7 protein-coding genes are annotated in these 13,955 nt (G+C 42.8%); 6 read left to right on the top strand and 1 reads right to left on the bottom strand.

Annotation, left to right across the window (positions count from 1 at the left end):
• The first annotated feature begins 54 nt into the window (after window positions 1-54).
• The 6 genes from EHS13_RS30300 to EHS13_RS30275 all read left to right on the top strand — a co-directional run bounded on the left by EHS13_RS30300 (window position 55) and on the right by EHS13_RS30275 (window position 9,263).
• Window positions 55-786: a hypothetical protein gene (locus EHS13_RS30300; RefSeq protein WP_155703951.1), complete on the top strand. Its 732-nt coding sequence runs from the start codon at window positions 55-57 to the stop codon at window positions 784-786.
• Window positions 783-1,181 carry a GntR family transcriptional regulator gene (locus EHS13_RS30295; RefSeq protein ID WP_155703950.1) on the top strand — a complete coding sequence of 133 codons (399 nt, stop codon included), beginning with the start codon at window positions 783-785 and terminating at the stop codon, window positions 1,179-1,181. Before EHS13_RS30300 ends, EHS13_RS30295 begins: the two co-directional genes overlap by 4 nt.
• The gene (locus tag EHS13_RS30290) at window positions 1,178-2,083 is read left to right on the top strand and encodes an ABC transporter ATP-binding protein (protein WP_155703949.1); all 906 of its coding nucleotides are present in this window, start codon (window positions 1,178-1,180) and stop codon (window positions 2,081-2,083) included. Before EHS13_RS30295 ends, EHS13_RS30290 begins: the two co-directional genes overlap by 4 nt.
• Window positions 2,080-2,985 (top strand): ABC transporter ATP-binding protein, encoded by a 906-nt coding sequence (locus EHS13_RS30285; RefSeq protein WP_155703948.1) that lies wholly within the window; start codon window positions 2,080-2,082, stop codon window positions 2,983-2,985. The genes EHS13_RS30290 and EHS13_RS30285 overlap by 4 nt, the downstream gene beginning before the upstream one ends.
• Window positions 2,978-4,267, top strand: coding sequence for an ABC transporter permease (locus EHS13_RS30280; protein ID WP_155703947.1), 1,290 nt, complete (start codon window positions 2,978-2,980; stop codon window positions 4,265-4,267). The genes EHS13_RS30285 and EHS13_RS30280 overlap by 8 nt, the downstream gene beginning before the upstream one ends.
• A 190-nt stretch (window positions 4,268-4,457) precedes the next feature.
• Complete coding sequence (locus EHS13_RS30275) at window positions 4,458-9,263, top strand: hemoblobin-interacting domain-containing protein (protein ID WP_155703946.1); 4,806 nt, start codon at window positions 4,458-4,460, stop codon at window positions 9,261-9,263.
• A gap of 180 nt (window positions 9,264-9,443) precedes the next feature.
• Here EHS13_RS30275 and EHS13_RS30270 read toward each other — a convergent pair whose 3' ends face one another.
• On the bottom strand, window positions 9,444-13,862 hold the full coding sequence (locus tag EHS13_RS30270) for a S8 family serine peptidase (protein ID WP_155703945.1): 4,419 nt from the start codon (window positions 13,860-13,862) through the stop codon (window positions 9,444-9,446).
• Window positions 13,863-13,955: the final 93 nt, after the last annotated feature.

Below are 13,955 nucleotides of genomic sequence, written 5' to 3'. Positions count from 1 at the left end.
ATACTGTATATATTGATATAAACAGTAGTACAGTGGATGAAGGAGGTACATACGATGCAACGATTGCGGAAGAGCTGGTTTTTGGTTCGATTTGATCTCGTAAGGCACGGTATGGGTTACATATTGTCGGTATTATTTTTTGGATATGGATCAGGAATGGTTTTAATGATGTTTCAAGATATGGAAGGCAAGGATGCAAGCAGTTTTAATAGCGCGAATCTAATTATCGATCTTTATTTTCTTTGCATTCTTGGGCTAAGCGGATTTGCTTTTGCAAGTCTTTATTATCGCATGTATTGGCGCAGTAAGAGCTTCTCAAAAAAAGCTATTTTCCTCAAAAGCTATCCGATTAGCGCACGAGAAACAGTGGAGAGCAAGATTATGAGTGTAATTATCCACGTAATCGGTCAAGGTGGAGTTTTCTTCTCTGTCATGTATTTTGGACCATCCCCGCTACAAGAATTGTTAAGTGTGTCCCAATATTTTGAATTTATTATTATGTGGCTTGCTTACGCTTTTGTATGGGGATGTTTCTATGCGTATATGGAAATTAGTTTTTCGGAGAAAGCTTATTTGTGGGGCTGTATCGGGATCGCGATATTATATTCGCTAGTGCTCTGTTTGGGATGGTTAGCAGATTATCCGCTCGTTCAACATTCTATAGGCTGGATTCAACAGTATGGGATATGGGCTCCACTTGGTTCTCTGGTTGTGAGTGCTGCAGCTTTATTAATATTCCACAGAGCTGGGATTAAGAAAATACATTCAAGAGATTTATATTTATGAACATACCCATTCGTGTTTCAACAGACAGTGCGGAGCCTCTATATCACCAGATTAAAGAGCAGCTGCGAGCGCTGATTGTCAGTGGGCAACTGTTGGAAAACTCTTTGCTGCCTTCCATTCGCGATTTAGCACAGCAGCTTGCGTGCAGCGTCATTACAATTAAACGGGTTTATCAGGACTTAGAGAATGAAGGATTACTGCGAACTAAGCAAGGCACTGGAAGCTTTGTAGCGGCTGTGGGGCAAATAAATCGTGAGCAATTTAAGTTTGATGCCGTTTATAAAGCGATGAAGGAAGCCGTTCGCCAAGGGCATAATGTACAGTGCACCTCAGATGAAATACGAGCGATTCTGGAGCAGATTCTAAATGAAAGCAATGGAGGTGCGAGCTTATGACGAGTATCTTATCCTTAAGCCAGGTTACCAAAAGGATTGAAGACAAATTTACGTTGGGTCCATTGGATTTAGAGATTGAACCGGGGGTTATTGTTGCACTTGTAGGTCCTAACGGCTCAGGAAAAACCACGCTTTTCCGCATGCTAATGAATATGGTTCAATCCGATAGTGGCGAGCTCAAGCTGTTTCATAAACAGTATCCAGCTGACGAGGTTTCAATAAAACAGAAGGTTGGTTATGTGTCGGAAACCAGTGTCATTCATGAAATGTTCAAAACCGTATCCGATGCGCTGAAATTTGCTGCCTATTGGTACCCGACCTGGGATGTGACCTATAGTGAGCTTCTTTTAGAGAAATTTGAGATTACTAGAACAGATAAACTTAATGGTCTATCTAAGGGGACACGCCGTAAGCTCGATTTAATTCTCGCCTTGGCCCACCACCCGGATTTATTATTGCTTGATGAACCTTCGTCCGGACTTGACCCATTCGCATGGCGGCTTATGATGGAGGAAATGGCACATTACATGGAAGCAGGTCATCGCACGGTGTTTATGGCTACTCATATCATGGATGAAGTCAGGAGATTAGCGGATTATGTGGTATTTCTTTATCATGGCAAGCTGCTTGGCTTCTATGAAAAGGATGCTTTATTGGATGGTTGGAAGACCATTTGGGTAGATCGTTTACCTGCTGCTTCCGCGAATATTAAAGGAATTGTCGCTGTCGAGCAGGATTCTTCTATTAAACTGATTAGTGATTCTGCACAAGAAACCCTGCATTCATTAAAGGCTAATGACATTAACGTGATCAAGACGCAGTCTGTAGACTTAGACGAAATATTCATGCACTTATTGCATAAGAATAATTTGGGATCGAAAAGAGAGGGGAAATCAGGATGAATGCTTTACAGGTAGAGAAAGTTACTAAAAACTACGCTGATAAAACGGCAGTGAATGGGATTGATTTCAAGCTAGAGCAAGGAGAAATCTTCGGTTTACTAGGAGGCAATGGGGCGGGGAAAACAACTACTATGCGGATGGTACTAGGGTTGATATTACCCGATCAGGGTCGAATTCTGTGGAATGGCAAGCCTTATAATGATGAGCTTAGACGTTTGATGGGGTATCTTCCGGAGGAGCGAGGACTATATCCCAAGGTTAAAGTAAGCGATCAAATTCTCTATCTGGCTGAGCTGCGCGGAGTGAAGCGCAAGGATGCAGATGCTAGCTTGAAGCGGTGGCTGGAACGTTTTGAAGTGCCGGAGTATTACAACAAAAAAGTCGAAGAGCTATCCAAAGGCAATCAGCAAAAAATTCAATTTATCGCGGCAGTGATCCACGATCCTGAAATTCTGATTTTGGATGAAGCTTTTAGTGGATTGGATCCGGTTAATGTTGAGCTATTGAAAGCAACTGTTCTGGATTTGCGCAAGCAAGGGAAAACAATTCTTTTCTCCAGTCACCGGATGGATCATGTTGAAGAGCTTTGCGAGAAGATATGCATTATGCATAAGTCGAATACAGTGCTACAGGGGAACTTGCGAGATATCAAAGGTGCCTTTCCGAAGGAACGTATCCTGCTGGATACGACGGCTGCCATTAGGGGCTTGGAGCAAATTGCTGGTGTAGCTAATGTGAAGAAACTGGAATCAGGCGGTTATGAAATACATATCTCGGATATGAAGGCTGCGGAACCTATATTAACTCTAGCTATGCAGCAAGCAAGTATTCTGCGGTATCAGATTATGGAGCCCACGCTCAATGAAATCTTTATTAAGAAAGTAGGAAACTACCATGAATAGTATTATGACGGTGATTAAGTTTACATTCATGAATCGCTTTCGTGCCAAATCTTTTAAGATAATGACGGTTATTTTTATTCTATTAATCTCGGTCTTGGTTAATTTACCTAGTATCATTTCAGCATTTTCTTCGGATAAGCCAACCAATGTGGGGGTATTGGCTTCCTCCTCATCGGATATTCCTGCTCAAATCCAGCAATATTTTATCGAAAATCCTGATATGAAAATAGCCATAGTCCCTATTCCAGATACTAAGTCAGTAGAGGGGAACGAGAAAGCAGCAAAAGCCCAAATCGAGGCTAAGAAAATCAAAGGTTATCTGCAATTGTTCGACGATCCTGCTTCCACTTTCCCAAAAGCAATCTATAAATCAGAAGGAAGCATGGAGTATAGCATTAAGAATAAGCTTCAAGCGGGACTGCAGACGATAAAGCAGGAGCAGATTCTCAAGGACCTAAAATTGACAGAAGAACAAAGAACAGAGCTCAATACGTCTGTTGCGATAGATACCGAACAGATTACCATTAAAGACGGTGGAACTAATCAGGGGAAAACCGAAGAACAAATGGCTGTCGCTTACGGACTGGTTTATGTTTTGTTATTCCTGTTGTTTATGTCCGTTCAGCTTTTCGGAAATTTAATTGCAACAGAGGTCACAGCAGAGAAAAGCTCACGTGTTATGGAGCTGCTCATTACTAGTGTGTCTCCATTGAAGCAGATGTTTGGTAAAGTAACGGGGATGTTCCTGTTGGGAATGACGCAGCTTCTCGCATTTGGTATAGCTGTAGCTATCAATATCCAGCTTCCGAATAATCAAGATTTTTTAGCTGATAACAATATTCATTTAAATGAAACACCACTTAGCTTACTGCTCTATTTTGTTTTATTCTTTATTCTAGGATTCTATCTGTTTGCCATGCTGTATGCAGCTGTCGGATCACTTGTCAGTCGTACCGAGGATCTCGGGCAAGCTGTATTGCCGATAACCTTTCTGTCGATTGGCAGCTTCTATATCGGGATTTTTGGATTGAATGCCCCGACGTCAAGCTTTGTAACGGCAATGTCCTTTGTACCTGTATTTACACCCTTGATTATGTTCCTGCGCATTGGAATGACTGATCCCGCTGCGTGGCAAATTTGGTTATCAATCCTATTGTTGTTAGCCACAATTGGCTTCGTTAGCTGGCTTTCAGCTAAAGTCTATCGCATTGGTGTTCTGATGTACGGGAAGAAACCTAGCTTTAAGGAAGTTTTTAAGGCTATGCGGGCTTATAAGGCTTAGGGCGGATTGGTTATGGAAGAGAAAAATAATATTGTACGTCGATAAAAACCGTGAAGGCTTGATGCTTCGCGGTTTTTAGTCTGTTTATGGTTAAATCTTTCATTATTCTTTCATTTGCATTTAGTAGACTTAGATAATATTAGTTTTCGAAATCTAAAAAAATCCTAGTAAAGAGGAGTAAAGAAAAATCATGCTTACAACTAGAATAAAAGAGGTTTTAGTTACCATTCTATTAACTGGAGGAATGTTTTTCACCTTATTATCACTTTCTTATCCATTTATGTCCCATGCATCGGCTGAGGTTCCAACTCCTCTAACATCTTCATGGACGTACTGTGCTAGCGATGGTGAATATTGTTCGTTTACGGGCATGAAAATCGTGGAATACGGTTGGAATATGGGACTTGGGGCAGAACTATGGATAACAAAAAAGCTGAATGCTAAAACGTATACGCTCACTGATGGTTCATCTGTAGAGGGTGTATTATGCAATGCTAATGAGTTTAGTCCTGTCTCCGGCGGCCTTGGTTTTAATATTTGCATGATCCGCGACCTTGCCCCTGCGCTTGATACTATCTGGTCTGCAGCTGTTGGCGATGACAATAAGTCCGTTACGGTTACTTTTTCCGATAAAGAGACGCAAGTGGGCACACTGGATGATTTAAAAAAGAAGATCAGGATCAAAAGAACCGACGAGGCTAACTTCAAAGAGCTTGATTCGGAGGATTCCGTTAGCAACTCTACAACCGGAGTGGCTAGTACGCTCCAGATCAGCTTCAATAGGCCGTTAATGGGCTTGGACAACCAAATTCGAATAGATGCAGGAGCGCTTGCGGATATTGGAGGGGATGTTTTCGATAGGGCGATTGAAATTAACGATTTACCGGAAAATGACCTGGGCGTTTGGCAGGATGTGGGCAACCGAGGCTTATCGGTAGGCAATACATTAGACATGTCACTAATCTCCGTTAACAGTACTCCGTTTCTCGCCTATATTGATGGAGGGGCTGGCAACAGGCTTTTTGTAAAGAAATACGATGGAAACAGTTGGGTACAGGCGGGGGATGCGCTTTCCACAGGGGCGGTAGGTCTCCAAGCGTTTACACGAGGTTTTTCGATGGCCGTTTCCAATGGTACCTTATATGTGGCTTACTGCGATGCGGCAAATGGATTTAAAGTTTCCGTAAAAAAATACGTTGGAAACAGTTGGCTCCCAGTCGGCAATACGGATGTTTCGTCTGGTCTGGGATACGAGATGTCACTCGCAATCTCTGACGGCATTCCCTATGTGGCATATAATGACAATGTAAATTTAGGTAAAATAACGGTGAAGAAATACAAGGAAAGCAGCAACGGTTGGGTGACATTGGGCAGCATGGGATTTTCGCAGAATGCGGTTTCGCAAATATCATTGTCAATCAATGAGGGTATCCCATACGTAGCCTATCGAAACGAGAAACCGGTTCGTGTTAATCATAATGGTATGTATTATGACGAGATTGAGTATTCAGGTGTGTTTAAGAGATTCGATGAAGCCAGCGGAAGCTGGTTGGATTTAGGGAATTTCGCAACGGGAGGATTCTCAACTACGTCATTAAATATATATGACGGCATTCCTTTTATCGCCTATGTGGATTGGCTGACCGGTTATGGAGTCACACTGAAGAAGTATGAAGGAAATAGTTGGACGAGGGCAGACAACAACGCGAATTTTAAAGTAGGCGACTCGAGTAATATCAGTTATACTTCCTTCTATTTTTCCGAGGGTACACTCTATGTGGCTTATAGGGGGATTGACTTTAAAGACTCAGTGAAGAAATATAATGGAAGCAGCTGGGTATCAGTAGGTGTCTTGAATGGGGCGGCGGTTCTTGGTAAGTCCTTATACGTCGATAACGGCGTTCCTTATTTGGCGTATTCTGACTTTCTTATCGCCGGAGTGTACAATGATGGTAGGAAGCCAATGGTTCAGAAATTCCTGCTGACACCGTCTACATTGACGGCAGATACGACGAGCAACGATACAGTAAGCCCGATAGAAGTTACATTTCTTGATTTGGCTGCATGGCGAAATGTTATTACCGCAGTGAAGTACGGAACAACTGTGATACCGCCAGCGGATTATACAGTTAGTGCAGGGAAGATCACATTCAAACCAGGTGTGCTGGCAGTAGGAACCCGCTTGATCACGGTATCGGCAGAACTTTATGCAGATGCAGCTGTAAGTCAAACGATGAACCTGAGACCGCCGAGTTTAACGGTGGACACTACGGTCAATTATGTTGTGAATGCAATTGACGTTACTTTCCCAGATGATGAGGAGTGGCGGAGGGCAATTGTGGCGGTGAAAGATGGCGCACAAACATTGCCGTCGGAGAGCTACGACGTCGCAGCAGGAAAAATTACGTTTAATGCAGGTACCCTTGCTGAAGGTGTTCACAGAATTACCATATTAGCGACTGATTATTTAGAAACAAGCGTAAATCAGACGGTAAACTGGATCCCATCACCTGCCTTAACGGCAGACACGACGGACAACAATGCGGCAAGCGCAATCGAAATCACGTTTACGGATGCTGAAGGTTGGAGCGATGAGATAACGGCAGTTAAAGACGGTACGAAGACGATTTCGATAGCGAAATACAGTATTAACAACGGGAAGCTCACGTTAAAAGCAGGCGCATTATCACTGGGCAGCCATACGATCACCGTATTAGCTCCTAATTATGCGGATACGAGGGTAAGCCAAATTGTATTCCTGAAGCCGCCGACTTTGACAGCGGACACGATGAGCAACAATCTGTCGAACGCGATCGACATCTCGTTCACAGATGATGCGGCATGGCGTTTAGCGATCACGGCAATCAATGACGGAGCGACGATACTGCCGACGCAGACTTATACCATTAGCTCTGGGAAGATCACTATTAAAGCAGGCGTATTGGCAACGGGCAGCCATACGATTAAGGTAATGGCAACGGGTTTTAGTGTTACGACTATTAGTCAACCTATATCATCGAGTAATGTGGATTTGAGCGGCTTGAGTGTAAGCAGTGGTTCGTTAAACTTTGCACCGATAACGACGAGCTATATGATGAGCGTAGTGAGCAACGTTGCGAGCATAACTGTCACCCCTACTTCGGTAGATGCAACGACGAGCGTAACAGTTGCGGCAAATGGAGGAACAAGTGCAGCTGTAGCAAGCGGTCAGCCAAGTGCTGAGATTCCGCTAGAAGTAGGAGCGAATAATATTCTTGTGGTTGTCAAATCGCAGGATGGCAACAATACGAAAACTTACACAATCCATGTCATTAGGATTAGTAACGATGCATTGCTGTCCAGCTTGGCTGTAGATCAAGGTACATTGGCATTTGTTCCGTCGGAGCTCGATTATACGGTGGAAGTGGCTAACACCGTTTCAAGTCTCAATTTCACCTTAATTAAAACAAACCCTAATCAAACTCTCACGGTTACAGGTGCGACTAACAGCACGGTAACAGGAAATGTGTATACTTATAGCGCTTCTAACTTGATTGTTGGATCTAACCCGATTCAAATTAATGTTACAGCACAAGATGGCATGACGATGAATCCGTATCATCTCGTAGTGAACCGTGCGCCAATAGCCAGCAGCAATTCAGACTTGAGCGGTATATTGTTGTCAAACGGAACACTAAGTCCTGATTTCGCATCAGGAATAACAGCCTACACTTCCAGTGTGGATAATGGTGTATCGAGTCTTACCGTAACAGCGAGTGTTTATGACAGCGGTACAACGATGACCGTTAACGGAATTACAGCAACTAGCGGTCAAACGAGCGGTATTGTAAACTTAAATGTTGGAACTAACCCAATCATCATAATCTTGACAGCGCAGAATGGTAATAACAAAACGTACGTGCTTACTGTGACACGTGGTGCAAGGGTCGAAGAATCTGGCAATAATGGTGGCGGTTCTACAGCAAATCCTGCATCAGGTACTATAGCACCAAGCGATCCCCCCATTACATCCGATGATGGTATTTTAACGCTTCCACCAGGTAAAACGGGCGAGGTTAGTTTGAAAAATGAGCTCACGATCTCTATCCCAGCTGATGCTTCAGAGAAAGAACTAATAGTATCGATAGAAAAAATAATAGACACTAAAAATCTACTAACAAATAATGAAGTTCTAGCCAGCCCAATCTTCGAGATTCTAAAAAATTTCTCGGAAAACTTCAGTAAACCGGTAACGTTGAAATTATCTTTTGATCCGACAAAATTGAACGGCGATCAAAGAGCAGCTATATTCTATTTTGACGAAGCAAAGAAGGTATGGATAGAAGTTGGCGGTATAGTAAGCGGTGATCATATTATTGCAGAGGTAAACCATTTTACGAAATATGCGGTATTTGCAGTTGGCCGAGCGGTAGAAATACCAATAAAAGATCCTTCAACTGAAACGAAGCCGAATTTGAAATTTAGCGATATAACTGGGCACTGGTCTGAAACTGACATCAAGCTAGCGGTAAGCAGTGGAATTGTAACGGGATATCCGGACGGTACGTTCAAGCCGAATCATACTGTGACGCGTGCGGAATTCTCCGTCATGCTGGTGAACATGCTAATGTTGCAGGGAGCTGATGTACCACTGACTTTCACTGATACAGCCAAGATCGGAGCATGGGCGCAGAAAGCAGTCGCGTTGGCGGTACGAGAGGGCATAATTAAGGGCTATGTGGACGGAAGCTTCCGCCCTGATGCAGAGATAACACGTGCTGAGATGGCAGTGATGATCGCAAATGCTTGGAGTCATTCTTCTAATAAGGCGGAGGTAACAACAGGCTTTGCGGATGACAAGGACATTGCAGCGTGGGCAAAAAGCAGCGTTGCCTTCTTGAAGCTAGATGGTATTGTACAAGGGAATAGTAATAATCAATTCGCCCCTCAAGATCTTGCAACAAGGGCAGAGGCTTTAACAGTTCTACTGAAGGTTAAGGCACAAATAAGCAAATAAATTAAAATTATCAAAAAAGGTTTCTCTAGTGCGGCAAATATGCCTATTAGAGAAGCCCTTTTTTTTGCTATAAGTCTCATTTATAACCGTTACCCACATTTACAATCTGATTAAACAGCACATTAAAAATCCCCTTGCATCGGCGGTAAACCGAGCGCAAGGGGATTTTTGAAGGATTCTTTAGTTGATCAGCTTGGCTGTTTGGAGTAAATTACTCAAAACTTTTGCGATTGCTTCACGAGTAGTTGGTTGCTTAGGGTTAAAATAGAAGCTGCCCTTGATTTCAACACCTTGCATCAATCCTGCATCTGAAACTACTTGAATGCTTTCTTGTGCATAAGTGCTAAATTGAGCGGAATCTACGTAAGAGTGACTAACAGATCCTACGGGTTTTGCTAAGTTGAGCAGTTTCATGGCTCTAGAGAGCATCACGGTAAGATCCTGACGGCTAATCTCAGCATTAGGTTTAAAATTACCGCTTATGCCTGTTACAAGACCGGCTTGATAAGCAGCTGCAACATCTTGCGCGAACCAATCTTTAGTAGTTACGTCGCCAAACGGTGCAAGCGAGGTTTGCTTCTGCAAGCCAAGAGCTCTGACTAGTATGGAAGCAAACTCTGCACGTGTTACATTGCCTTTTGGTGAGAACTTGTTAGTAGAAATTCCATTTAGCATAAATTTGTCCGCAAGTGATTGAATTTGGCTCTTTGCCCATGAGGTGTCAATGTCATTAAACGTTATATGACGCGACGCAGCAGCATAAGTTGAGAAACCAGGGCGACTAATCGTAATAATCGTTGCTCCATTATCGGTTTGCGTAAATTGTGCGGGAATGGAGTAGACATTGTCTCCTTCTATATACAAGGCACCGGCAGTACTTGTATCAATTCCTTTGTCTAGCAAAAATGATCTTTTGAATACTTGATTAGCAGGCAGCGAAAGTGGAGTTGTAACCCCATTGATTGTTGAGCTTGCTTCGAATGAATAAGGTGTTCCTAAAACGGTAGCATCCGTATATTCAGTAGTAAAAACAGGTTTGCTAGTTTCATCCTTCTTAATCTTAATTGCAAAATCAGCACCAGCAGGAACACTGTCAAATGCAGAGAATGAGGACGAGATGGAAGCATCATTGTATGAGAATACGATGGTGCTATCCTTATTCGCATCTTTCAAAAGCTTCAATTGGGAAGCTGTTAGCTTCAGCTGTGCTTCAGTGGAATCAGCTGAGGATACACGGATAACGAAAGCGGATGATGTTTGTTTTGCTGCTTCCAATGCTTTCTTAACATCGTCATCTGTAACTGTTGCAATTAATTGGGTTCCTTGCAGCTCGGTTTTGGCTGGCAATGAAACCGTTGGTTGATCTTTTGGAATTACGGATCCAAGTACATCCTTATTGCCTGTTTCAGTTACTGGTGCAGGTGTAGGTGTAGCCGTTGGTGCAGAGGTAGGCGCAGGAGTAGTATCGCCACCACCAGGACCGCCGGAACCAGGCGTACCGCCACCAGGATTACCGGTATTAGGATCTTCTTGATTTGGATTAGGTACATTTTTAACAAATATCGTTTTAAAATTATAACCATGATCTTCGAAAGTATATGTGTCAGGATTATAATGATAGACAAATATACCTAGCTTGTAAGTGCCATCTTCCAGATGCCCCACTTGAATTTCTCCGGTTTCTGGATCTTTTAATATGCCATAACCACCATCAATGTCGGGAATAGTTATATTACCAGATGGAAGAGCTTTATATTCGTGTGTAACTTCATCTATATCTTGTATGGTTGTCATTATACCAATTAATTCATCATTTACTCCAAAAACAGCAATTTCCATAATGTTATTAAGATTAGACTTAAGGTTTACTGTCATATCAATTGGAGTATCTGAATAAACCGTTCTATCTGTGAAAGTTACATTTTGAATTTCAAAATCGTTATTCGCAGAATCATCTCCAACATGGATAACGAATGGAAGATGCAAGGCTGGATAGGCTGGATTATTATTTTCCAGAACCACTTCACCTTCATATACACCATGAGCTGCAGAAGATATAGCTTCAGCTGACAAGGTGAAGGCATGCGTGCCTGCTACAATGTTGCCATCAACATCTTTTATTGGCTCAACTGTAATTTGGTCTTGAGTACCTGCATCAAGCCCACCAAGCTTCATTGTAATATTGTTAATATCCGGAGTCTCGATTGGGTGATTAGGGTCGGATGTAACATTTGCATGCATGAATACTTTAGCTGAGTAAGTTAGCGTGCTGTCGGAAGTATTCTTAAGCTGAAGAGGCTCAGTAACCTCTGTTCCTGGATCCATCATGCCAAAGCTCAAATTGCTAGCTTCACTATCCATTGTTATTGGATTCATTTGACCATCATAAATCGTAATCTTATTAAGAGCTTGCAAAAGTGCCGGGGTTTCAAGTGCTTTGGCAATGTTTGCGCGTCCGGATCCCTGAGAATAAACATCGTACAGAGTACCGTCATTCACGTCCGTTTTGATTTCATCTGCGGTATTAGCAAGTGCAGCACGAACATCGAATGGTGTCCATTTATACGAATCATCGCTATGCTTATCCAAAACAAGCAATGCAAGTCCTGCAATATGCGGTGCTGCCATACTTGTACCACTTTCACGACCATAAGCAGTTGTGTAGTCTCCGTAAGGATGCGCATAGGTTCCATCTGCATCTTTCCCATAAGCTGCCAGTGTGGAATAAATGTTCACACCAGGAGCGCTAACGTCTGGCTTGATGCCATAATTGTCATCCGAATTTGGCCCTCTGGAGCTGAAATCTGCAACCGTATCTCCGTAGAGGTCTACCTTTTCAAAGCTAGGATCAAATGTAAATGTCAAAGCATCAGGATGCAAGAGCAATTCTCTTGCAATTTTTCGGCCTTCTTTTCCAGGCATATCAATTAACGGAATGTACTTAGAGCTATCGCCAAGTGCGGCTATGGAGCCTATTGCTTCATTTCTACCATCAATATTATCTGATAAATCGGGTACCATAACTTCAAGACTGGGGTCTGGTTTATATCCGTTGCCGTTGAAGATAACTGCAGCTATGGCTCCATGCTTCTTAGCGATCTTGATTTTGTCCTCAAAGGCAAGTACACCGCGAGAGATGAAGGCTATTTGACCCTCTATTTTCCAAATCGATTCCTCTTCGTTAAATTGTCCTTTGTCTGTATAATCACTGTCCTCACCGAAACCTACATATACAGCTTTCAGCGGTGCGGTTCCTAAACTACTATTAAAATCGTTATTATGCGGATCCCATGCAACCAAATTAAGAGGTTCATAGACAGCGTTTGTTACGGAGTTGCTAGTTTTTGCTACATATTGCACGCTAGAGTTTGTAGTCGCGGCTACGGAGATAGCGAGCTGAGCTGAGGCTGGAGATCCCATCGAATAATAATATTTACCCGAGCTTCCATCGTTCCCATTAGCAATAACTGCGACAACTCCCGCTAGAACCGCATTGTTAATAGCGATCGAGTCAGGAGAGCTAGCATCTTTACTTCCCGCGCTGCCTAATGACAGGTTGATTACATTCATGCCATCCTTAACGGCATGCTCTATTCCATCAATAATCTGGGCCGATGATCCAGAGGGTGCTGTTGCTGTGTCATCATCTGATTTTGCCCCCAATACTTTGTAAACATGAAGCTCTGCTCCATATGCGACACCTCTCTGTACAAAATCAGGAGTCGTATTCAAAGCTCTGCCCACAATGGTTCCCGAAACGTGGGTTCCGTGCGAGGAACCTGGGTATCTAATATGATTCGGGAAATCCTCATAAGGATCATCATCACCATTAAAAGCGTCATAGCCATAGACATTTTCTGATACATTTTCCGGTGTTTTAAACGCAGTTTTTAAATCAGGGTGGAGATAATCGACACCAGTATCAATAACCCCTACCTTTAATCCTGCGCCTGTAATGCCCTGAGCCCATGCTTTGTCCACTCCAAGCCGTATAAGAGGATTCATATCATTGGCATACGTACTATTCGTTACGGATATACTAGATTCCGGGTCTGAAATAGGGTAATAGAGTAAGTTTGGATGAATGTCCTTCACACCAGCAATTTTAGCCAATTGAGGAATTTGATTAGCACTTACGGTAACTTCAATTCCATTAAGAACCGTGTCGTATTTGTAATTGACTGTAACAGGGATACCTTTGGCACGAGCCGCACTTAAAAATGCAGTTTGCTCATCTTGCACCTTTTGCTGAGTGAATTGAGCAGCTAATGTGCGGTTTCCTTGCTTGGCAGAATATATGCCCATAGCGGCGGGCTGCGCGTTGAATTGAATGATGACATTAATCTTATTAGTTGAAGCTGTGTTGATGTCTGATGAAATAACAGAGTGCTCTAAGCTGTCCGTTTTGGAAGCCTCACCTACAGATTTACTTTTTAAAGCCTCTTGAAGTTGAAATTGCAAGTTTCCGAGATTAATAGGAAGAGCAGAATGAACGGAACTGCTGGCAGCTGAAACGGTTTGGTTTACAAGTCCGCCTAGTAAGATAGTGATGGCTAATAGGGATGTCGATTTTTTGACAAGTGATTTGATCAAGTTCATTTACCTCATTTCAAACAGGATAGTGGTGGTGCCTGTGCTACTCGGGGATTAGGATTCCGAATTGAAGTTATTCTTATTGTTCTCTACCTTTAA

Source organism: Paenibacillus psychroresistens (assembly GCF_009728935.1).
Taxonomy (GTDB): domain Bacteria; phylum Bacillota; class Bacilli; order Paenibacillales; family NBRC-103111; genus Paenibacillus_AC; species Paenibacillus_AC psychroresistens.
Note: the sequence above shows the minus strand (reverse complement) of the source record. Positions and strands in the feature narration are given on the sequence as shown.

Bases quoted from the DNA above. Each gene is read 5' to 3' on its own strand.
- EHS13_RS30275 (WP_155703946.1), top strand. From the start codon at position 4,458: ATGCTTACAACTAGAATAAAAGAGGTTTTAGTTACCATTCTATTAACT.
- EHS13_RS30280 (WP_155703947.1), top strand. From the start codon at position 2,978: ATGAATAGTATTATGACGGTGATTAAGTTTACATTCATGAATCGCTTT.
- EHS13_RS30295 (WP_155703950.1), top strand. From the start codon at position 783: ATGAACATACCCATTCGTGTTTCAACAGACAGTGCGGAGCCTCTATAT.
- EHS13_RS30270 (WP_155703945.1), bottom strand. From the start codon at position 13,862: ATGAACTTGATCAAATCACTTGTCAAAAAATCGACATCCCTATTAGCC.
- EHS13_RS30300 (WP_155703951.1), top strand. From the start codon at position 55: ATGCAACGATTGCGGAAGAGCTGGTTTTTGGTTCGATTTGATCTCGTA.
- EHS13_RS30285 (WP_155703948.1), top strand. From the start codon at position 2,080: ATGAATGCTTTACAGGTAGAGAAAGTTACTAAAAACTACGCTGATAAA.
- EHS13_RS30290 (WP_155703949.1), top strand. From the start codon at position 1,178: ATGACGAGTATCTTATCCTTAAGCCAGGTTACCAAAAGGATTGAAGAC.